The sequence below is a fragment of the Streptomyces sp. NPDC002130 genome (assembly GCF_040296465.1).
GTDB lineage: Bacteria > Actinomycetota > Actinomycetes > Streptomycetales > Streptomycetaceae > Streptomyces.
This window is the reverse complement of the sequence record NZ_JBEOXI010000143.1, coordinates 1-21,362: the sequence shown is the minus strand read 5'-3', so window position 1 is coordinate 21,362 and position 21,362 is coordinate 1. Positions and strand designations below refer to the sequence as shown.

The following is a 21,362-nucleotide window of genomic DNA, read 5'->3' as shown; positions in this document are numbered from 1 at the left end:
CAGCAGCAGGCCGTTTCGGGACTTGCGGGCCTCGACCGCGAAGCCACGGTACTGGCCGGACAGTGAGTCCGTCGTGCCGGCGGCGAGCAGCCACGACGCCGCTTCGGCGTCGCGCCCGTCGCCTCCTCGTGCGGCCGCGTCCCGGGCGTGCGTCCGCCCGCGCCCTCGGCCTCAGCCCCTCTGCTTTCCCGAGCCCGAGGTGTAGCCCCTCCGTCGCCGTCACCCACGTAGGCACCGCACCCGCAACGGCTCAACAGGGGCCTGGCCGGAAAGAGCCCCCGCTCCCGCGCCCTCCGTCCGCCGGCCCGGCGTCGCTTTTCGGTCGCGCCCGGAAGCGGCCCGGCTCGCCCCTCTGCGTTCGGCGCCTCGGCCACGTCGTCGTCACCAGCGATGTCGCCCGGCCCGGTCCGCGGCCCCACCTCCACGGCCCGCCGCGTCACCCACAGCATCGGTAAGAAATTCTTGTCCGAATCATTGACGCACTCTCAGCCCCTCCGTACCTTGTGCCAGCAAGCGCTTACTTGAAACGATTCATGCGAGCGGGACGACGTGCGGGGAGGTCCAACCGTGGTGAACGGCAGGAATGTTGAGAGACGTACCATCCTGAAGGCGGTCGGAGCCACGGCAGCCACGCTGGGGCTGGCCGCGACGACCGGCTGCGGTGGTGACGGAGGGACCTCCGCGGACGGGACGGTGACGATCCGTTACGCGTGGTGGGGTGCGGAGGACCGCGCCGAGAGAATCAACAAGACGATCGCGCTCTTCGAGAAGAAGTACCCGAAGATCAAGGTGAAAACGGACTTCCAGCCTTATCTCGACTTCTGGAAGAAGTTCAACACCCAGGCCTCCGGCGGGAATCCGCCGGACGTGTTCCAGAATGCGATCGGCTTCCTCCGGAAATACGACGCGAAGAACGTGCTGCTCGATCTCAGCGAGCAGGCCAAGGCCGGCAACCTCCGGATGGACGGATTCCGCGCGGGCCTCGAGAAGTTCGGGGAGATCGACGGCAAGCTCCTCGGCGTGCCGGTCGGTTCGAACTCCATGGCGCTGGTCATCGACAAGCCCGTCTACACCCGGGCCGGGGTGAAGCCGGAGCAGGGCTGGACCTGGGACGACTACCACGCGGCGATGAAGAAGATCCGCGAGAAGACGGGGCGTGCCGGAGACACCGGCCCGTACAACGTCATGTACCTCTACGACCTGTACCTGCGCCAGAACGGCAAGGCGTTCTTCACCGAGGACGCGCTCGGCTTCACCGAGGCGGATCTGACGGACTGGTGGACGAAGGCCAAGGAAGGCGTCGAGGACGGCAGCTACGCCAACCAGAAGAAGGTCGCCCAGATCAAGCCCAAGTCGGCGGTCGCCGGCGAGCTCGCGGGCGGCGAGTTCACCTGGGACAACTTCACCGTCCGCTACACCTCCGAGGGCAAGAGCGAGTACGGCCTGGCCCCCATCCCGACCACGGACGGCAAGAAGACCGGCCAGTACCTCGGCTCCCTCATGCTGAGCGCCTCCAAGCGCACCCAGCACCCCAAGGAAGTCGCCCAGTTCATCGACTTCATGGTGCACGACCCCGAGGTCGCCAAGATCATGGGCTACGACCGTGGCGTGCCCGCGACGCAGGCGCAGTACGACGCGTACCAGCCGGCCGACGAGGTCAACAAGGCGATCGCCGCCTACGAGGAGTCCCTCGTCAAGGCGGGCGTCCTGGAGCCCATCACCCCGCACCCGAACGGCGCGGACGTCTGCGAGGCCGCCTTCCTGCGCATCGGCGAGGAACTCGGCCTGGGCAAGCGCTCGGTGGACGAGGCCGTCAAGCAGTTCTTCACCGAGTCGAAGACGGCTCTCGGCACCTGATGGGAACCACCGTGACACACGCCCCTGCGATGGAGGGCCTGTCCCAGGACTCCGAGCCGCGGCACGGTCCGGTGAAGCCCGAGCGCCCCGCCGCCCTCAAGCGGCGGCGGCGCCGGGAGAACCTGGCCGGCTATCTCTTCATGTCCCCGTGGATCGCCGGGTTCCTGCTGCTCACCGCGGGCCCGATGATCGCCTCGCTCTACTACGCCTTCACCGACTACAACCTCTTCGACGCCCCCCAGTGGATCGGCTTCGACAACTTCTCCGAGATGTTCGGCGATCCGCGCTGGCGCCACTCGGTGCAGGTGACGCTCTGGTACGTCGCCGTCGGCACACCGCTCAAGCTGATCGCCGCCCTCGGCGTGGCCCTGCTGCTCGCCCAGAGCCGGCGCGGGCAGGCCTTCTACCGGGCCGCCTTCTACGCGCCGTCGCTCATCGGCGCGAGCGTCTCCATCGCGATCGTGTGGAAGGCGATCTTCTCGGACGACGCCATCGTCGACCGTACGCAGAAGATCTTCGGCATCGACGTCGGCGGTTGGACCGGCGACCCGGACATGATCATCTACAGCCTGGTGGCGCTCACCGTCTGGCAGTTCGGCGCCCCCATGGTCATCTTCCTGGCCGGTCTCAAGCAGGTCCCGCGCGAGCTGTACGAGGCGGCCGAGGTGGACGGGGCGGGCAAGCTGCGGCGGTTCTGGAACATCACGCTGCCGATGATCTCTCCGGTCCTCTTCTTCAACGTGCTGCTGGAGACGATCCACTCGTTCCAGATCTTCAGCTCGGCGTACATCGTCGGCGGCGGCGCCGGAGGCAACGCCTGCGGCCCGGCCGACGGATCGATGGTCTATACCTGCTACCTCTACGTCCAGGGCTTCGAGAACAGCCGCATGGGTCTGGCCTCCGCGATGGCCTGGCTCCTGCTGATCGCGGTCGCCCTGGTGACGGCGGTGCTGTTCTGGTCCCAGAAGCGCTGGGTGCACTACGAGGAGGGCGCCCGATGAGCGCGCAGGCCACCGACATCAAGCCCGCCACCGGTGGCGGAGCGCTTCGGCACAAGCTGCCCGGCTCCCTCGCCTGGCACGTCGGCTCCCTGCTGATCCTCGCGGTGATCCTCTATCCGGTGATCTGGGTCGTCGGCGGGTCCTTCAAGAAGAGCGAGGACATCGTCGGCAGCCTGGACCTCTTCCCGGGCGACCCGGTCATCGCCAACTACACGAGCCTCGCCGACGGCATCGCCGACATCTCGATCTCCACGTTCTTCTTCAACTCGCTCTTCCTCGCGGTGGGTTCCGTGATCGGAATCCTCGTGTCCTGCTCGCTCACGGCGTACGCCTTCGCGAGGATCCGGTTCGCTGGCCGCAACCTGCTGTTCACGCTGATGATCGGCACGCTCCTGCTGCCGTACCACGTGCTGCTGATCCCGCAGTACGTGCTGTTCCGCAACATGGAGCTGATCAACACCTACACGCCGCTGCTGCTCGGGAAGTACCTGGCCACCGAGGCGTTCTTCGTCTTCCTGATGGTGCAGTTCATGCGCAACATGCCCAAGGAGCTGGACGAGGCGGCCCGGCTCGACGGCTGCGGGCACTTCCGGATCTACTGGTCGATCGTGCTTCCGCTGAGCAGGCCGGCCCTCATCACCAGTGCGATCTTCACGTTCATCAACTCCTGGAACGACTTCATGGGCCCGCTGATCTACCTCAACGAGCCCGACAAGTACACGGTCTCGCTCGGCCTGAAGATGTTCGTCGACCAGGAAGGGCTGGCCAACTACGGCGGCATGATCGCCATGTCGCTGGTCGCGCTGCTGCCGGTGCTCGCCTTCTTCCTCGCCTTCCAGCGGTATCTCATCGACGGCATGGCCACGTCGGGCCTGAAGGGCTGAGGCGGGCATGGCCGGGACACGGGTGAAGGCACGGCGGGAGTCGGTGTTCGCCAATGGGGCCTCCCCTGCTCGAGCGGAGTCGAGAGCCTGGGGAAGTTTCGCGGTGTTCGCCGAGTGCCTGCTGACCGGTGTGTGGATCGCGGTGGCCTCTCTGGGAGTGGTCACCTACCCCGCCGCGTTCGCCGCCGGGGCGCGGCATCTGCGGCGCCGTACCGCTCACGAGGGCGGTGGCTGGCGGGAGTTCGTCGCCGACTTCCGCACGGCCCTGCGCGGCGGGTGGCTCGCCGGGCTTGCCGGGTGGGTGGCGGTGGCGGCGGTCTGGGTGGATGTGCAGGCGGCCCGGGCGGGGATCCCCGGCGGGCCGCTCGTCGGGGCCGTCGGAGTCGTCGCGTTGCTCGGGCTCGTCGTGGCCGGCCTGCGTGCGGCGGCGGTCTGGGCGCCGGGAGCCCGCTGGCGGACACTGCTGGCCGGGGCCGGGCGGCGCACGGTGCTCGATCCGGCCGGGTCCTTCCTGATCGTCGGCGGGCTGGCCGTGGTGGTCGTGTCCGCCTGGTTCGCCGCGCCGCTGGCGCTCCCCGTCCTCGGTGCCGTCGCGGCGGCGGCCGTCGCCGTGGAGGAGCGGTACCGGCGCCGCTGAACGGCGGCGCCTCCCTTATCCAGGTCGGCGCCCCCGGCACCGCACCTCTTTCTGTCATGCCCCTGACCAGCGCACGGATTCGCTTCCCGCACGGACAAGGAAAGGCATCATCGCCATGTCTCCCATCCCCCGCAGGTCCCTCCTCAAGGCAGCCGCCGTCACCGGAGCAGCCGCCCAGCTCAGCTGGGCGCTGGGAGCCCAGGACGCCCAGGCCGCGCCCGGAGCCGAACCCGCCGACGCGGACCCGGTGACCCTGGACTGGCTGGAGGACGGCGGCCTCGGCGCCGCTCCCGGCTCCACCCTCGGTGTGCCCTGGCCCAAGGGCGCCTACCAGAAGGACCAGACCTTCGCGCTGACGGACGCCGGCGGCAAGGCCGTACCCGTGCAGTCCTGGCCGATCGCCTACTGGCCCGACGGCTCCCTGAAGTGGACCGCGCACGCGGTCGCCTCGGGCGACGGCAAGCTCACCCTCGCCGCCGGGACGCCCGCCGCACCCGAGAAGAAGGTCACCGTCGAGAAGCGCGGCGGCACCATCGACATCTCCACCGGCGTCATCACCGCCAGGATCGGCAAGTCCGGCTCCACCCTCGTCAAGTCCGTCACCCGCGGCTCGACGGAGATCGCGAAGAACGGCCGGCTCGTGCTGATCCGCCAGCCCGAGATCGAGGACGAGGACCAGGGCGCGGTCAGGACCGAACGCTTCGACGGCGCGATCTCCAAGGTCGAGGTCGAGCAGGCGGGCCCGGTCCGCGCGGTCGTCCGCATCGACGGCAAGCACCGCAAGGGCGGCCGCAGCTGGCTGCCGTTCTCGATCAGGCTCTACTTCTACGCGGGCGCCGACTCCTTCCGCATGGTGCACACCATCACCTACGACGGCACGCAGGAGCCGGGCAAGGCCAGCGGTGACTTCATCCGCGGCCTGGGCGTCCGCTTCACCGTGCCCATGCGGGACGAGTCGTACGACCGCCACATCCGCATCGGCGGCGACGGCACCGGCCTGCTGCGCGAAGCCGTCAAGGGCATCACCGGGCTGCGCCGGGACCCGGGCGCGGCCGTGCAGGCGGCCCAGTTCGAAGGCAGGAAGCTGCCCGACCCCGCCACCTGGGACCAGCGGGTGACGACCCGGCTGCAGTACATCCCCGAGTGGGGCGACTACACCCTCTCCCAGCTGTCCGCCGACGGCTTCACGCTGCGCAAGCGCACCAAGAAGGGGCACGGCTGGGTCGCCGCGGGCGGGGGCCGGCGCGCGTCCGGCTTCGGCTACGTGGGCGGGGCGAGCGGCGGGTTCTCCTTCGGACTGCGCGACTTCTGGGAGAAGTTCCCCGCCCAGCTCGACATCCGCGAGGCCCACACCGACGAGGCCGAGGTGACCCTCTGGCTCTGGTCGCCCGAGGCGCAGCCCATGGACATGCGCTTCTACCACGACGGCATGGGCCAGGACACCTACCCCGAGCAGCTCGAAGGCCTCAACATCACCTACGAGGACTACGAGCCGGAGTTCGGTACCCCGTACGGCATCGCCCGCACCTCCGAACTGCTCTTCTGGGCCAACGACTCGACCCCGAGCCCCGACCGGTTCGCCGAGCAGGTCGAGGCCGTCCGCGTGCTGCCGCAGCTGGCCGCCCCGCCCAAGCAGCTCATCAAGGCCAAGGTCTTCGGGCCCGGCCTGTACTCCGAGCCCGACCGCTCCACCCCGGCCAAGGCGAAGATCGAGGACCACCTCGACTTCCTCTTCACCTACTACAAGGACCAGGTGGAGCAGCGCCGCTGGTACGGCTTCTGGGACCACGGCGACATCATGCACACCTACGACACCGTCAGGCACCAGTGGCGGTACGACATCGGCGGCTACGCCTGGGACAACTCCGAGCTGTCGCCGGACCTGTGGCTCTGGTTCGCCTACCTGCGCTCCGGCCGAGCCGACATCTTCCGCTTCGCCGAGGCGATGACCCGGCACACCGGCGAGGTCGACGTCTACCACCTCGGCAAATGGGCGGGCCTGGGCACACGGCACGGGGTGCAGCACTTCGCCGACAGCGCCAAGCAGCAGCGCATCGCCAACACCACCTACCGGCGCTACTACTACTTCCTCACCGCGGACGAACGGGTCGGCGACCTCATGCACGCCAACGTCGACTCCGACGAGACGTTCCTGATCCTCGACCCCATCCGCAAGATCCGCACCGAGCCCTACACACCCGACCGGCACGCTCTGTCGATCGGCTTCGGCACGGACTGGAGCGGCCTGGTGTCGGCCTGGCTGACGGAGTGGGAGCGCAAGGGCCCGAAGTGGGAGAAGGCCAAGGCCCGCGTGCTGTCCACCATGGAGACCATCGCCGCCCAGCCCAACGGCTTCGTCCAGGGCAACGGCCTGTACGACCTCGACACCGGCAGGTTCGCGACCGCGGACAAGCCCGTGGTGAGCGTCTCCCACCTGTCGGCCGTCTTCGGCCTCAACGAGCTGTGCGCCGAACTCATCGACCTCGTCGACATGCCGAAGTTCAACGAGGCGTACTTCGACTACTGCCGCTACTTCAACGCGACCAAGGCCGAGCAGAAGACGCGCTACGGCTCCGACTTCGGCAGCCTGCTGCTGTTCCAGGGCCACTCGCGCCTCGATGCCTACGCGGCCGTCAAGACCGGCGACGAGAAGCTCGCCAAGCGGGCGTGGGAGAAGTTCTACAACTCCGACGGCTACAAAGAGTCCGCGCCCTGGAAGACGGAGAAGCTGAGCGGCCCGGTCGCGCTGGTGCCGGGCAGCGAGGCCACCTGGGTGTCCACGAACGACACCGCGCTGTACGGCCTCGCCGCCATCGAGAACCTGGCGCTGCTCGGCGACAAGATGCCGTGAGGGGCATGGACACGGGCGGGTTCCAGGGGCGCCGCTCCTGGAACCCGCCCGACTAGTCGATGATCTGGTGGAAGAACAGCACGGCCGGTGCCGTCACCCCGCCGCCTACGCTCACCGCGACGGGCCATGTGTTGCCGGCCAGTGCCGACAGGACGGTGGCACCGATGCCGACCAGGGCCGCAAGCAGGAAGACGATGGCGGCGCGCTGGGTGAGGAGCGGCCCGTCCCGGCCGGTGCGCCGACGGTTGGCCTGTGCCACCTGGGTGCTCCCTACCCAACTTCGACAGCGGGCTCGAGCACGGGTACGTCCCAAGGGTCCTGCGCGGGACGCAGGAGTTCGAAGCGGACACCGCCGCCCTCACCACTCGTCCTGACCCCGTACACGGCGGGTTCGGGCAGGCTGTTGTAGTGGAACGGCGTCGAGAAGTAGTAGGCGCCGGTGTCCGGGACGGTGATGAGGTCACCGGGCTCCAGGAGGGGCAGAGCGCGGTCGCGCGCCAGCAGGTCCCCGGCGAAGCAGGCGGGTCCCGCGATGTCCTGGCGGACCGGTCCGCCCCGCTTGGCCCTGCCGCTCGCGTCGTACGCCTCGATCCGCAGGGGCCAGGCGTCGGGGTTGAACACCGTCCGGGTGGCCACCTGCACACCGGCGTGGGTGACCGCGATCGGCCGGCCGCCCATGCTCTTCGTGTACTCGACGTAGGCGGCGGTGAACCCGTTCTTGGCGAGGACGGACCGCCCGAACTCGGTGACGATCTCGTACCCGCCGGAGAACAAGGCGGGAGCCTGGGCGCGCAGTTGCCGGACGTACGTGTCGAAGGTCGGCGTGGTCTCGTCGTCGGCGAAGTTGACGGGGAGTCCGCCGCCGATGTCGATGCCGACGACCTGGCGCCGTCCGAGCGAGGCGTTGACCTCCTCGGCGAAGGCCACGGCCTGCCCGACCCCGCCGGCCATGAGGTCGAGCGGGCAGCCCTGCGAACCGGCATGCGTGTGCACCCAGGTCAGCCACGGGTGGTCGTGGTAAGCGCGCAGCAACCGCTGCCGGCTTCCCGGGTCCGCCAGGGGGACGCCGAACTTCGAGGTGCTCGTCGCCGTGCTCATCGCCGCGATGCTGCCGCCACCGAGCTGGGAGTTGACGCGCACCCCGATCCGCGAGACCGGGACGCGGCCGCCCAGCGCCCGGTCGATCCTCGCCAGTTCCTGGTAGTTGTCCGCGTTGACGGTCACACCCAGGTCGAGGGCGTGCCGCAGTTCGGCCTCCGTCTTGGCGGGGGAGTCGAAGACGATCCGCTCCGGTGCGAACCCGGCGGCCAGCGCGCGGGCCAGCTCACCCGCGGTGGCCACCTCGCAGCCCATGCCGAGCCGCCGCAGCTCCGCCAGCACCGGCACCAGGCAGTTCGCCTTGGCGGCGAACGCGTGCAGCACAGGCGGCGCGGAGGGGAAGGCGCGGTGCAGGGACGCGACGGTCGCGGCGACGCCGTCGAGGTCGACGAAGGCGGCCAGCTGGGACCGCCCGGCGTCCAGCAGTCGCTGCCGCACCGCTTCCTGGAGGATCCGTGTCCGCCGCTCGGCGGCGGGGGTCAGTCCGGTCATGGTGAGCCTTCCGGTGTCGTACGCGCCGCCCGGGACCGCCCCGGGTGGAACACCAGGCTGCTCTCCGCACCGGCACGGCGTCTTCGTCGAGTCGGCAAAGACGCGGGCCTCACCGACGGCGGTCGGACGCAACAACTCGACTGCTGAGCAAGGGCGTTGTGCGATACGCCAAAGGGATGGCCCTTCGATTGGTGGCCCGGGCCGAACGGCGGGCGGCACGCGCGGTCGCGCCTCGCCGCCGGTCACTCAGGGGCCTGTGCCTCAGCCCTCCCGGCCCAGACGCAACTGCACCTGCGCGAGCAGCCGGGCGTCGGGACTCTCCAGGTCCAGTCCCGACACCTGCCTGATCCTGCGCAACCGGTAGCGCAGACTGTTGGCGTGCACGCCCAGCGCGCGCGAGGCGGCGGACACGTCGCCGAAGTGGTCGAGGTAGGCGCGCAGGGTCTCCACCAGGCAACTGCCGCCGTGATCGGCGTCGAACTCCCTCAGCCGGGCCACCGAGGTCCGCGGGGGCAGCGTCAACCCGCGCAGGGCCTCGACGACCTGGAGGATGCCCACGGTGTCCGCGACGTCCTCGCTCCGCGCGACCGTGTGCGGCCCGGCGGCCGCGATCAGCGCCTGCAGGGCCCGCTCGGCCGACCGGCGTGATGCGGGCGCCCCTGCCAGGCCGGGGGCCACGTCGCCGAGCCCCACCTTCACCGCCGAGCCGATCGTCGCCGACAGCTGATCGGCCAGTGCGTTCCCGAGCCGCCTCACCTGGCCGTCGGCCCGCTCGGGGTCGCGTTCCAGCCCGCTCAGCAGCACCAGGGCCCCGCCGCCCGCCGGGACCACCACGACGCGGTGGCCCAGGGCCGCGCAGTGCAGGGCCAGCAATCCGTACAGCCCGGACGGGCCGTCGTCCGCGAGGCGGCCGGACCCGATGCCCACCGCCAGGACGGCACAGGGCTCCCGGGGCGGCAGCGAGGCCCGCTCCGCGAGCACCTCGACGGACCCACGGTCCTCCAGCAGCGCCCGGGCCGCGTCCTCCACCAGTCGGCCGTCCGAACTGTGGGTGCGGTGATGGAGCAGGTGGGCGGCGGCGGTGCGGGCCGCCGCGCGCAGCGTCTGCGCGGCGTTCGGCGACAGCGGTCGGCCGGCCACCGCCGCCACCCAGATGGACCCGAGCGCCTCCCCGCCCGCCCGCACGGCGCCCACCAGACGCTCCGGATCCTGCCCGTGGGCGGGCCGGTGCAGCACATCGCCCGCACCCCACAGCGCCTGGAAGAACCCCGCCTCCCGCATGGCCGCCACCCGCCAGGGCGGCACACGACGACCGAGGATGGTCAGCCGGCGCATCTCGTCCACGTTCTCCTCGGTGGACGAGTACGCCAGCACCCGCGACTCCGTGTCCTCGATCGTCACCGAGCCTCCCACCAGGGCGGCCACCGCGTCGGCCAGTGAGTCCAGATCGCCCAGGGGCACGCCACTGGTGGCGGGCATCGGGGGAGCACCCGCTGCGGCCAGCCCGGCCCTCAGCACCCCCACGAGTTGTGCCCAGGTGCACCAGGCGGTGCGGAAGAGCACCGCCGTACCGCCTTCCTCCGCCGCCGCCCGCAACGCCCGCGCGGTGGGATCGGGCCGGCCCGGACCGAACACCACACCCGCCGCACCGGCCGCACCGGCCCGGCGCACCACGTCGACGGCATGCGCCGAGCTCGGATCGACGCCGACCGCGAGCAGTAACTCCCGCGGTCTGATGACCGGTTCCAGGGCGTCCAGCACATGGACGCCGGTGACCTGCGTCCGCAGTCCCTCCGGGGCCGTGTGCAACTCCACGGCTCCCACCCCCACCACCGAGAGCAGGCGCTCCAGTGTCCCCTGGTCCCCGGCGCCCGTGCCCCGGCCCGGCGATTCCCCCAGGTCCGTCATGCTGCCCCCTGTCCCCGCCCGAGCGTGCCGCTGTCGCGGCGGCCGATCGGAGAACGTATGACATCACGGGACTTGTCCGCAGTCGAGACGGCCTCAGCGCCCTCAGTCCATCCTGCCCAGGACCTCCCGAACCCGCCGGACGTCCCGGATCCGCTGCTCGTACGTCGCCCCGAGGGCGAGCAGCAGGAGGCCGGCCAGGGCGGGAGGCGCCCAGCGGGGGAGGGCCCCCGTCACCTGCACGACGTACGGGGCGAGTTCGTGCAGGGTGACCAGGGCCAGCACCGTGCCTCCGAGCACCAGCGGTGCCCGGAGGTGGTGCCGGGCGCCCAGCAGGGTGACCAGCAGCGCCGCGCCGCCGAGCAGCAGCGGCCGGGTCCACTGCGGGTCGGTCCAGGCCACGGCCAGGCTCGGCAGGAGGGTCGCGGCGAGCCCGGGGCCGTATGCCGTCCAGGAGGAGGCCCGCGGGTCGCGGCGCCGGCGCAGCGCTCCGACCAGCAGCGCCGGGACGCTCACCGGGAGGGTGTACGCCTCGGGCGTGCCGACGTCCCAGGCCGCCAGCCGGACCCAGGCGGCCAGCACGAACAGGGCCGTGGCCGCGTAGCCGACGGGACGGCGCTCGGCACGCAGGGCCGTGCCCGCGGCGATCACTGCGCACAGGGCCAGCACCAGCGCGAGCATCGGCGGGTCGGTGACGGCCAGTGCCACGGCGAACAGACCGAGGGCGGCTCCCACGGACTCGACGGGCACCGTCGCCCGCGACACACCGAGACGCGCCGCCAGCCAAGCGGCGGCAGCCGCAACCGCCAGGACCAGCAGGGCGGTTCGGGCGGCCGGCCAGTCCGCTGCGGCACCCGACGCCGAAGCCAGCGCGGCGGCGTACACGAGAGCCGCCGGAGCCGTGAACGGGGAGACGTCCGAGCGCCACGAGGCCGCGGCGAACAGCGCCGTCAGCACGGACAGCACGACGAGGGTCGCGGACTGGGACGCGAGGGAGACCAGGGTGAGACCGGCGGCCGTGACCAGGGCGAGGACGAGTGCGGTGACCTGCGCGGCCGACGCAGTGATCCGGCACGCGGACAGTGCGGCCGCCGTCATGACGCCCAGAACCAGCATGCCGAACACATACGGGATCTCGAGGATCGCCGGAAGGATCAGCGCCGTGGCCCACAGGAGGCCGAGAGCGCCGAGCCGGGCCCGTGAACGCCACACCTCCGTACGGATCGCCAGGAGGAGCACGGCCGCCACGGTCACCAGCACCACCGGAGCAACGGCCGCGTGCGGCGGCCAGGGTGCGTCGACGACCGCCGCCGCACGGGCATCCGACGGAGCCCCGCTCCACACCCGGCCCAGCCATCCGGCCGGGCCCAGCAGCACCACCGCCACGACGGGGAGCGTCCACAGCACGGCCAGCGCCTGTACGGCACCGGAGGCCCAGGCGAGGCCCTGCCGCAACGCGTCCGGCAGCCGTTCGACCCGGACCGCCGCCAACAGGGCGATGCCGACGACCAGGTGAGCCGGAACCGCCCACTGCGACGGCAGTCCGGAACGCGCCACCCCACCGAGCGCTCCCACGACGAGCAGCCCGGCCGTGATCGCCAGGCCGAGGGCGTGCCCGACGCCCGGCCCTCGCCGGGCCGAACCCACGGCGATCGCCGCGGCGAGCAGGAGCAGCGCCCCGGCGCGGGAAGCGCCGACCGGGCCGTCGGCCGTCAGGGACAGCCAGCCGGCACCCAGTACGCCCCAGCCGCCCATGCCGTACACACCCACGACGGCGGTGACCCGCACCGCCCCGGCCGGCAGCCGCACCACCGCGACCGTGTCGAGCCCGGCCGTCACCAGCAGCGCGGCCGTGATCAGGTAGGGACCCGCGTCGGCGGCCAGGGCCCCCAGCAGCAGCGGGAACTGGGCCGCCGCCAGGGCGCAGGGCAGGGGCAGGCGCAGCGCGGATGTGGCCGGCAGCAGGCCGTACGCCGTCCAGATCGCCGCCAGCACCGCCGTCGCGGCGGCCGCGTAACCGGTCCCGTCCGTCCCGGCAAGGGCCGCGGCGTGCAGCGCGTAGGCGTCCAGGACGGTCAGGGCGAGCCCGAGGCCCGCCACGGACTCGGCCGTCGACCGCAACCCCCGCTTCAGCAGGACCACGGGCGCGGCGAGCGTGGCCACCGTGACCGCGCCCAGCACCAGGGCCCGTCCGGCGATCCCCATGTGGCCCCAGCTGACCAGCGTGAACACCGCCGCCGCGAGCGTGAGCAGGACACCGCCGAGCACGAGCAGCACGTTCTGAACGCTGGGCGCGGCGGTCTCGCGGCGGGGCGCCGTGGCGGACGGCGTCCGCGGGTGCGCCCAGGGCCGCGACGGCTGCCCCGTCTGCTGCAGGGCCGCGACCAGCCAGGCACGGCGAGTCAGCAACTGGGCTCGGCGGGCGTCCAGTTGCCTCAGTTCGGCGTCGAGGAGCCGCAGTTCCTCGGCCGGAGGCGGAAGGTGCGTCATGGCACGCAGTGTGGCCCGCGTCACCGCGACGGACATGAGTGCGGATACTCAGGCGCGTACTCAGCCGGACCCCGCCCCTGAAGTGGGCACACTGCGGGCATGAACTGGAACCACTACCGCTTCCGCAGCCTGTGGCCCCTGCCCGCACCGCCCGCCACCGTGTACGGCGTGCTGGAACGCCCGGAGGACTACCCGCGCTGGTGGCGCCAGGTCCAGGAGGTGACCCGGCTCGACGACACCACCGGGGTGATCCGCATCCGCTCCGTCCTGCCGTACGACATGACCTTCACGGCGCGGGAGGTGCGGCGCGAGCCCGCGGCCGGCGTGCTGGAGACCGCCCTGACCGGGGACATCGAGGGCTGGGCACGCTGGACGGTCACGCCGCACCGGGCGGGCAGCCTCGCGCGGTACGACCAGGTCGTCAGCGTGCACAAGCCGCTGCTGCGGCGTCTGGCCGTACCGGGACGGCCCCTCTTCCGCGCCAATCACGCGCTGATGATGCGGTCCGGGCGGCGCGGACTCCTCCGGCACCTCCGAGCGGTTTGAAGGAAGCGTGCCGGGGCCTGTATGGTTCAGTGCGTTCCCGGGCGATTAGCTCAGTGGGAGAGCGCTTCGTTCACACCGAAGAGGTCACTGGTTCGAACCCAGTATCGCCCACCGGAAACAGCCGGTCCGTCGCAGACGGACCGGTTTTTTCATGCCTTCGGAGGCCCCGCGCCAAGGTGCGTGCTCAGGCCGCAGCCGGCAGGTCCGGACGCAGCGGCCACGCCGGGTCGACCGTCTCGTCCACACCGCTGCGCGCGAACCACGCCTGCAGGCCCCGCGCCTGCGCCGCGTGCCACACCGCCTGCAGGGTGTGCAGCTCACCCGGGGCGAGACGCTCCAGCCGCGACGCGAACCGGCGGCCCACCGCCCGGGTGACCTCCAGCGCCGCCACGGCGTCGGCCGCCGCGTCGTGCGCGCCCTCCAGGGCCACGTCGTAGTGCGCGCACAGGTCGGTCAGAGTGCGGCGGCCCTTGCGGTAGCGGTCCAGGTGCTTGTCCAGGACCCGCGGGTCGAGCACGGACAGCGGCGCGGACTCGAACCAGCGGCCGAGCGCCGAGGCGCGGTGGCGGCGCAACTCCCGGTCGAGCAGGGTCAGATCGAACGGCGCGTTCATCACCACGACCGGGCGCCCCGCGTGCGCCTGCTCGGCCAGTGCCTGCGCTATCTCGTACATCACCGGCGCCGGCCACCGGCCGTTGCGCTGCAGGTGCTCCTCCGTCAGCCCGTGCACCGCCGTCGCCTCGGCGGGCACCGGCACCCCCGGGTTCACGAGCCAGCGGCTCACCCGCGGCCGGATGCCCGGCGCATCCTGGACCACGACGGCGGCCGACACGATCCGGTCGGTCTCGACGTCCACGCCCGTCGTCTCCGTGTCGAAGGCGGCCAGCGGCCCCTCGTACCAGCACGTCGTCATAGCCACACAACCCCTCGTTCACCTTCGGCAGTTGACGCACCGTCCGCTGCCCGATCCGGTGATACCCGGGCTGTTTGCGCCGTACGCCGGAAGGAGACAACAGGAGTACGGGTTGTTGCAGTTCAGCGGCCCGCAACGGGGAATCACTTGTTCTGGAAGGCTGTTGGCCATGGCCATTGCGCAGCCCGAACGGGGCGGGCTGCTGCCCGAGCGCACGGCTCCCTCTCGCGGCACTCTCGCCACCACCGCCTGCATGGAGACACTGCAGGTCGGCTATTTGCACGCCGTCGCGGCAGCCGCCGGCTGTTCGCTGTCCCAGCCCTTTCCCGACAACGGCATCGACTGGCACGTCAGCCACAGCGCTCCCGGGCACACGGTCGACGACGAGGTCACCATCAAGGTGCAGCTCAAGGCCACCTACCAGGTGCCGCCCAACCCACCCGGCCGCACCTTCGCCTTCACCCTCGACAACGACCACCTGGCGAAGCTCGCCCGCACACCCGTGTCGGTGCACAAGATCCTCGTGGTGATGCTGGTGCCGCGCTCCCAGGACGACTGGCTGCGCGCCGACCACGACCGGCTGGACCTGAGGCACTGCTGCTACTGGACCAATCTCGCCGGACAGCCGATCACCGGCCGCCGCCGCACCACCGTGCGGATACCGACCTCACGCATCTTCGACGACCGGGCCCTGTGCGAGATCATGACGCGGGTCGGGACGGGAGGGAAACCGTGACGCACCGCCCGACCGAGGAGCCACTGAGGCAGATCCGGCCGCACCCCGTCGACACCACCTGGAGCGGCTCACCGCCCGAGCCGCCCGCGCCCGCCGACATCGACCCGGCCGTGCTGGGCGCCCTGCTGCGCCGGCACGGATGGCAGCGGCGCGGCGGCGCCCCGGGACGCTACGGCCGCTGGACCCCGCCCGGCCCCGGCGGCAGCGGCACCAGCCTCCTGGTGCCGGAGAGCCGCGCCTTCCCCGACAGCGACGAGCTGCTCGGCGAGGCGCTGCTCGCCCTGTCCCGGAGCGGCTCACCGTCCGCCCGCGAGGTGCTCGTCTCCCTCGCCGTGCCCAGTGACGAGATCCGCTGGTGGCACGACGTCCCCGCCGGGCCCGCCGGCGCGGCGCCCTGGACCGTCGAGGACCGGCTGCGCGGCGCCGCCCGCCGGATGCTGCTCGCCGCGGCCCTCGCCACCCGCGCCCGGGCCGGCTACCACGGTGCCCGCCACCGGCGCTCCGCCGCCGCGGCCCTGGAGAAGGTCCTCGTCGGCTCCGCCACCGACGGCCGGCTCACCGCGTTCGTGCCGGTCTCCGGCGGCCGCCCCCTGGCCGTACGCCTCCACCAGGCGCTGTCCGCCGCCCGGGAGGCCATCGACTACCAGCGGGCCACCGGCGGCATGGACGGCTTCGACACCGCCGTCGAGGCAGGGGTGAGCCACGAGCTCACCGAGGCCCTGGTGACCCTCGTCCGGGGCACGGAGGGGGCCCGCATCGCCGTCGAGTGGGCCCCGGCGGCGGGCGTGCCCGAGGGGTGCGCGCCCTCCGCCGAGCCCGTCGAGTTCTCGCCCGGCGACCTGGCCGTGCTGCGCGAGGCGGGCGCCCGCTACCTGCGCGAGGAACCCGCCGTGCCGGTGCGGATCACGGGAGCGGTGGTACGGCTGCGCCGGTCCGGGCCGCGCGGCGACGGCACCGTACGGCTGCGCGTGCTGGCCGGGGCCGACGTCCCTAACGTCCGGATCACCCTCGACGAGGACGCGTACCGGATCGCCGGGCACGCCCATCTCGTGGGACTTCCGGTCCTGGTGCAGGGGCGGCTGGAGAGCCGGGGCGGGTTCCGCCGCCTCACCGGCGCCCACGGCGTGGTCCCCGTCCAGGTCGACGACGCCGAGCGGGACCGCCTGATGAAGGAGCTCCACGAGAACCTCGACTTCTTCGAGGGGGCCTGCGAAGGGGACTGACGAGGCCTGCGGAGGGGGCTGCCGGGACTGATTTCGCGTCGGGCGGTCCCGGGTCGGTACGATCCTTACTCGTGCGCGCGCTCGGGTATGGCGCCGCAGCCCCCTTCAGTCAGGAGAGACCGGTGTCAGACGTCCGTGTGATCATCCAGCGCGATTCCGAGCGGGAAGAACGCGTGGTGACGACGGGCACTACGGCCGCCGAGCTCTTCGCCGGCGAGCGCTCGATCATCGCCGCGCGCGTGGCCGGCGAGCTCAAGGACCTGTCGTACGCCCTGTCCGAGGGCGACGAGGTCGAGGGCGTCGAGATCTCCTCCGAGGACGGCCTGAACATCCTGCGCCACTCCACCGCGCACGTCATGGCACAGGCCGTGCAGGAGCTCCACCCCGAGGCCAAGCTCGGCATCGGCCCGCCCGTCAAGGACGGCTTCTACTACGACTTCGACGTCGAGAAGCCGTTCACGCCCGAGGATCTCAAGGCCATCGAGAAGAAGATGCAGGAGATCCAGAAGCGGGGGCAGCGCTTCTCCCGCCGTGTGGTGACCGACGAGGCCGCCCGTGAGGAGCTGGCCGGCGAGCCCTACAAGCTGGAGCTGATCGGCCTCAAGGGCTCCGCCTCGTCCGACGACGGCGCGGACGTCGAGGTCGGCGCCGGTGAGCTGACGATCTACGACAACCTGGACGCCAAGACCGGCGACCTGTGCTGGAAGGACCTCTGCCGAGGCCCCCACCTGCCGTCCACCCGGGCCATCCCGGCGTTCAAGCTGATGCGCAACGCGGCCGCCTACTGGCGCGGCAGCGAGAAGAACCCCATGCTCCAGCGCATCTACGGCACCGCCTGGCCCACCAAGGACGAGCTGAAGGCGCACCTGGAGTTCCTCGCCGAGGCGGAGAAGCGCGACCACCGCAAGCTGGGCAACGAGCTGGACCTGTTCTCCGTCCCCGAGCAGATCGGCTCCGGCCTCGCCGTCTTCCACCCCAAGGGCGGCATCATCCGCCGGGTCATGGAGGACTACTCGCGCCGCCGCCACGAGGAAGAGGGCTACGAGTTCGTCTACACCCCGCACGCCACCAAGGGGAAGCTCTTCGAGACCTCGGGCCACCTGGACTGGTACGCCGACGGCATGTACCCGCCCATGCAGCTCGACGAGGGCGTGGACTACTACCTCAAGCCCATGAACTGCCCGATGCACAACCTGATCTTCGACGCGCGCGGCCGCTCCTACCGCGAACTGCCGCTGCGTCTCTTCGAGTTCGGGACCGTGTACCGGTACGAGAAGTCGGGCGTCGTGCACGGCCTGACCCGGGCCCGCGGCTTCACCCAGGACGACGCGCACATCTATTGCACGCGTGAGCAGATGTCCGAGGAGCTGGACTCCACGCTCACCTTCGTGCTGAACCTCCTGCGCGACTACGGCCTGACCGACTTCTACCTGGAGCTCTCCACCAAGGACCCGGAGAAGTTCGTCGGCTCGGACGAGGCCTGGGAAGAGGCCACGGAGACGCTGCGCCAGGTCGCCGAGAAGCAGGGCCTGCCCCTCGTCCCCGACCCGGGCGGCGCCGCCTTCTACGGCCCGAAGATCTCCGTCCAGGCCAAGGACGCCATCGGCCGCACCTGGCAGATGTCGACGATCCAGCTCGACTTCAACCTGCCCGAGCGCTTCGACCTGGAGTACACCTCCGCCGACGGCTCCAAGCAGCGCCCCGTCATGATCCACCGCGCGCTGTTCGGCTCCATCGAGCGCTTCTTCGCGGTGCTCCTGGAGCACTACGCGGGCGCCTTCCCGGCGTGGCTGGCCCCGGTCCAGGCCGTCGGCATCCCGATCGGCGACGCGCACGTGGAGTACCTCCAGAAGTTCGCCGCCGCGGCCAAGAAGAAGGGCCTGCGCGTCGAGGTCGACTCCTCCTCCGACCGCATGCAGAAGAAGATCCGCAACGCCCAGAAGCAGAAGGTGCCCTTCATGGTCATCGCGGGCGACGAGGACATGTCCCACGAGTCCGTGTCCTTCCGCTACCGCGACGGCTCGCAGGAGAACGGCATCCCCTTCGACGAGGCCATCGCGAAGATCCAGAAGGTCGTCGAGGAGCGCGCCCAGGTCTGATCACACGGCGTACGGGCCCCCGGGGAGATCCCGGGGGCCTTTGCCGTCCCCCCAGCTCGACGCCATATGCTGCACTGCATGACGAGTGAGCCGGAGCAGCAGCTGGGAGTGGGGACGCAGGACGCGTTCCAGCGTCTGTGGACGCCCCATCGGATGGCCTACATCCAGGGCGAGAACAAGCCCACCGGCCCGGGCGCCGGCGACGGCTGCCCCTTCTGCTCGATCCCGGCCAAGTCCGACGAGGACGGACTCGTCGTCCGGCGCGGCGAGCAGGTCTACGCGGTGCTCAACCTCTACCCGTACAACGGCGGCCACCTGATGACGGTGCCCTATCGGCACGTCGCCGACTACACCGACCTCACCGCGGGGGAGACCGCCGAGCTCGGCGAACTCACCAAGCAGGCGATGACGGCCCTGCGCACGGCCTCCGGCGCCCACGGCTTCAACATCGGCATGAACCAGGGCACGGTCGCAGGCGCGGGCATCGCCGCACACCTGCACCAGCACATCGTGCCGCGCTGGGGCGGGGACACGAACTTCATGCCGGTGGTGGGGCACACGCGGGTGCTGCCGCAGCTCCTGGCCGACACGAGAAAGATGCTGGCGGACGCCTGGCCGACCAGTTAGCTCAGCCTGCGGGCAGGCGTGCCGCTGGGGCGATGGGGGTCCCCCCTGCTCGAGCGAAGCCGAGAGCTTGGGGGAGGGTGGGCGCAGGCGGCACCCCGCAGCGCCGGGCTGCGCACCCACCCGCGTCCCAGCCACAACGCAGGGCACCTCACCAACTAGGCGTCGTACACATCCGCCTTCTTCGGCGAAGCCTCCTGCACCGCCCCGCTGAGCGCCGCCGACCTGGAGCCGAACTTCTCCACGTCCACCCCGTTCTCCCGCAGCACCTTCAGCGCCGCCGTATGCACCACCCGCAGCACCGGAGTGGCCGCCCGCAGCGCGTCGTCGGCCATGAACCGGTGCCGCCACGGCTGGTCGGCCCACGCGTGCCGCAGGCCGAACGGCTCCGGCAGCGTCAGACCGCCGCCGAGCCACTTCAGCACCGGCGGGTACCAGGTCAGCGGGGCGCGCGCGGCCAGCCGTACCACCTCGTCGGCGTCGATCAGCGGGAGCTTCACCGTGCGGGTCTCCCAGAACCGGAGCGACTTCTGGACCGTCTTCTCCTTGGCGGCGGGCTTCTCGTTGAACAGGGAGTTCACCGGCCCCAGGGCGTGCCCGGTGACCTCGATGCGCAGCGTGTCGTGCAGCACGGTCACCGTGATCAGCATCGTGATCACCAGGTGGCCGTCCCACAAGGTCCACTGCACGCCCAGGTAGTGCCGGTCGCCGCTGCCGAACTGCTGTTTGTTGCAGATGTCCTGTATGGCGTGCGTCCGGACCGTGTACGCGTCGACGTCCGTGCCGCTCGGCCGGGACACCTCCGTCGCCTTCTCGCCGATCGGCGTGACGACCCAGTGCGTGATGGACGGCTTGGGGAAGCCGCCGGTGTTGATGGACGTACGCTCCAGCATGCCGAGGCCGCCCTGGATCGCCACGATGACGTCCCAGCTGCGGAACGGGTGGAACTCCTTGCCCGGCTCGGCGGAGACCAGCTCCTCGGCCAGCTGCCAGCTGCCCCAGCGCGTGCCCATGCCGAGTATGCCCTTGGGACCGGCGTAGAAGACCGAGTTGGAACGCTGCTCGGCCGCGAGGCGGGCCAGCTCCTTGCGGACCTGCTCGGCCGCGTCACCGGGGTTGCCGGGGACGGCCTCGGGGATCTTGGCGCCGACACCGCCGCCCGACAGCAGGCTCGACCAGCGCTCCCGCAGGTCCCGGGCGGTCCGCTCGCAGATGTGCTTGGCCCAGAACCAGCCGACGACCGGCATGATCACCGCCGCGCGCCCGTACAGGGCCCAGAATCCCGTGAACGGCATGCGCAGCAGGAACAGCACGGCCAGTGCGCCCACGGCGACCAGCAGCGTCGTGGCCAGGGCGCCCGCACGCTTGTCCTCGCGCTTGGCCATGGTGGTGCGCAGGGTGAACACCAGCAGCCACACGAGGAAGCCCGGCAGGAACAGGAGCCCGCAGATCACCGTGATCGCCGACAGCCGGTTGTCGCGGTCGCGGCGGATACGGTGGGCCGCCAGGCAGTGCTCCACGACGACCTGGGGCTCGATGCCGAAGGACTGGATGACCGGCTTGCGCTCGGCACCCAGCATCCGGTCGATCACCGCGCGCGAGAAGGCCTCGCCGAGCCTGGGGCGGAAGATCTTCGCCCAGGAGCGCGGCGGGGTCACCTTCGACTGGTGCCACTCGTTGTCGGCGGCCAGGATCTTGGTGACCTCGTCGTCCCGGTACGCCGCCGCGGCCAGCGCGTAGGTCGCCGCCGTCTGGCCGCTCGCACCCGCGAGAGGAACCTGGGCTCCCGGGCTGAAGTCGAATCCGTCCGTCACTGCCGCCCCCATCGCTGCCGCATCCGCATCTGCGGCCTTCCCGACTTCCGCGCTCCGCACACCTGTTGATCAGGTCATCAGCGTATCCGTCCGCAGCGGTGTGCGGGGGCGGGCGGCCTGTCAAGCGAGTCGCTGTACGAGGACGAGACGCTGGCCGGGGTGCGGGAGGCGCTGGGCGAGCGGATCCGTGCC

Annotated in this window: 16 protein-coding genes and 1 tRNA gene; 11 read left to right on the top strand and 6 right to left on the bottom strand. The window is 71.3% G+C overall.

What is annotated here, in order from left to right:
• Positions 1-567 precede the first annotated feature (567 nt).
• From ABT116_RS25340 to ABT116_RS25320, 5 genes are all read left to right on the top strand, one after another.
• Positions 568-1,857: an ABC transporter substrate-binding protein gene (locus ABT116_RS25340; protein ID WP_351637896.1), complete on the top strand. Its 1,290-nt coding sequence runs from the start codon at positions 568-570 to the stop codon at positions 1,855-1,857.
• Positions 1,857-2,858 (top strand): carbohydrate ABC transporter permease, encoded by a 1,002-nt coding sequence (locus tag ABT116_RS25335; protein WP_351637893.1) that lies wholly within the window; start codon positions 1,857-1,859, stop codon positions 2,856-2,858. Before ABT116_RS25340 ends, ABT116_RS25335 begins: the two co-directional genes overlap by 1 nt.
• Positions 2,855-3,742 carry a carbohydrate ABC transporter permease gene (locus ABT116_RS25330; RefSeq protein ID WP_351637891.1) on the top strand — a complete coding sequence of 296 codons (888 nt, stop codon included), beginning with the start codon at positions 2,855-2,857 and terminating at the stop codon, positions 3,740-3,742. Before ABT116_RS25335 ends, ABT116_RS25330 begins: the two co-directional genes overlap by 4 nt.
• Before the next feature lie 7 nt (positions 3,743-3,749).
• Positions 3,750-4,379, top strand: a complete 630-nt coding sequence (locus tag ABT116_RS25325) for a hypothetical protein (protein WP_351637889.1) — start codon at positions 3,750-3,752, stop codon at positions 4,377-4,379.
• Positions 4,380-4,494: 115 nt separating this feature from the next.
• Positions 4,495-7,230: an exo-rhamnogalacturonan lyase family protein gene (locus ABT116_RS25320; RefSeq protein ID WP_351637887.1), complete on the top strand. Its 2,736-nt coding sequence runs from the start codon at positions 4,495-4,497 to the stop codon at positions 7,228-7,230.
• Positions 7,231-7,282: 52 nt separating this feature from the next.
• Here ABT116_RS25320 and ABT116_RS25315 read toward each other — a convergent pair whose 3' ends face one another.
• The 4 genes from ABT116_RS25315 to ABT116_RS25300 all read right to left on the bottom strand — a co-directional run bounded on the left by ABT116_RS25315 (position 7,283) and on the right by ABT116_RS25300 (position 13,251).
• Positions 7,283-7,489 carry a hypothetical protein gene (locus ABT116_RS25315; protein ID WP_053668272.1) on the bottom strand — a complete coding sequence of 69 codons (207 nt, stop codon included), beginning with the start codon at positions 7,487-7,489 and terminating at the stop codon, positions 7,283-7,285.
• A gap of 11 nt (positions 7,490-7,500) precedes the next feature.
• A complete protein-coding gene (locus tag ABT116_RS25310) occupies positions 7,501-8,820 on the bottom strand; it encodes a type III PLP-dependent enzyme domain-containing protein (RefSeq protein WP_351637885.1) in 1,320 nt (439 codons plus the stop codon).
• A 261-nt stretch (positions 8,821-9,081) separates the two neighbouring features.
• Positions 9,082-10,728, bottom strand: a complete 1,647-nt coding sequence (locus ABT116_RS25305) for a PucR family transcriptional regulator (protein ID WP_351637882.1) — start codon at positions 10,726-10,728, stop codon at positions 9,082-9,084.
• Between the two features lie 102 nt (positions 10,729-10,830).
• On the bottom strand, positions 10,831-13,251 hold the full coding sequence (locus ABT116_RS25300) for an SCO7613 C-terminal domain-containing membrane protein (protein ID WP_502983938.1): 2,421 nt from the start codon (positions 13,249-13,251) through the stop codon (positions 10,831-10,833).
• 63 nt (positions 13,252-13,314) lie between these two features.
• Between ABT116_RS25300 and ABT116_RS25295 the strand changes: the two genes are divergently transcribed.
• Positions 13,315-13,761, top strand: coding sequence for an SRPBCC family protein (locus ABT116_RS25295; RefSeq protein ID WP_351637877.1), 447 nt, complete (start codon positions 13,315-13,317; stop codon positions 13,759-13,761).
• Between the two features lie 39 nt (positions 13,762-13,800).
• A tRNA-Val gene (locus ABT116_RS25290) sits at positions 13,801-13,872 on the top strand.
• 73 nt (positions 13,873-13,945) lie between these two features.
• On the opposite strand, the gene ABT116_RS25285 is transcribed toward ABT116_RS25290, so the two are convergent.
• Complete coding sequence (locus tag ABT116_RS25285) at positions 13,946-14,674, bottom strand: 3'-5' exonuclease (protein WP_351637898.1); 729 nt, start codon at positions 14,672-14,674, stop codon at positions 13,946-13,948.
• 169 nt (positions 14,675-14,843) lie between these two features.
• On the opposite strand from ABT116_RS25285, the gene ABT116_RS25280 reads away from it, so the two are divergent.
• The 4 genes from ABT116_RS25280 (at position 14,844) to ABT116_RS25265 (ending at position 19,359) form a co-directional block, all read left to right on the top strand.
• A complete protein-coding gene (locus ABT116_RS25280) occupies positions 14,844-15,410 on the top strand; it encodes a DUF4365 domain-containing protein (RefSeq protein WP_351637874.1) in 567 nt (188 codons plus the stop codon).
• Positions 15,407-16,633, top strand: coding sequence for a hypothetical protein (locus ABT116_RS25275; RefSeq protein WP_351637872.1), 1,227 nt, complete (start codon positions 15,407-15,409; stop codon positions 16,631-16,633). Before ABT116_RS25280 ends, ABT116_RS25275 begins: the two co-directional genes overlap by 4 nt.
• Before the next feature lie 122 nt (positions 16,634-16,755).
• Positions 16,756-18,732 (top strand): threonine--tRNA ligase, encoded by a 1,977-nt coding sequence (gene thrS / locus ABT116_RS25270; RefSeq protein ID WP_351637869.1) that lies wholly within the window; start codon positions 16,756-16,758, stop codon positions 18,730-18,732.
• A gap of 66 nt (positions 18,733-18,798) precedes the next feature.
• Positions 18,799-19,359: an HIT family protein gene (locus tag ABT116_RS25265; RefSeq protein WP_351637867.1), complete on the top strand. Its 561-nt coding sequence runs from the start codon at positions 18,799-18,801 to the stop codon at positions 19,357-19,359.
• Between the two features lie 155 nt (positions 19,360-19,514).
• Here the strand turns inward: ABT116_RS25265 and ABT116_RS25260 are convergent, their stop codons facing one another.
• A complete protein-coding gene (locus ABT116_RS25260; protein ID WP_351637864.1) occupies positions 19,515-21,182 on the bottom strand; it encodes an AbeC-like domain-containing protein in 1,668 nt (555 codons plus the stop codon).
• Positions 21,183-21,362: the final 180 nt, after the last annotated feature.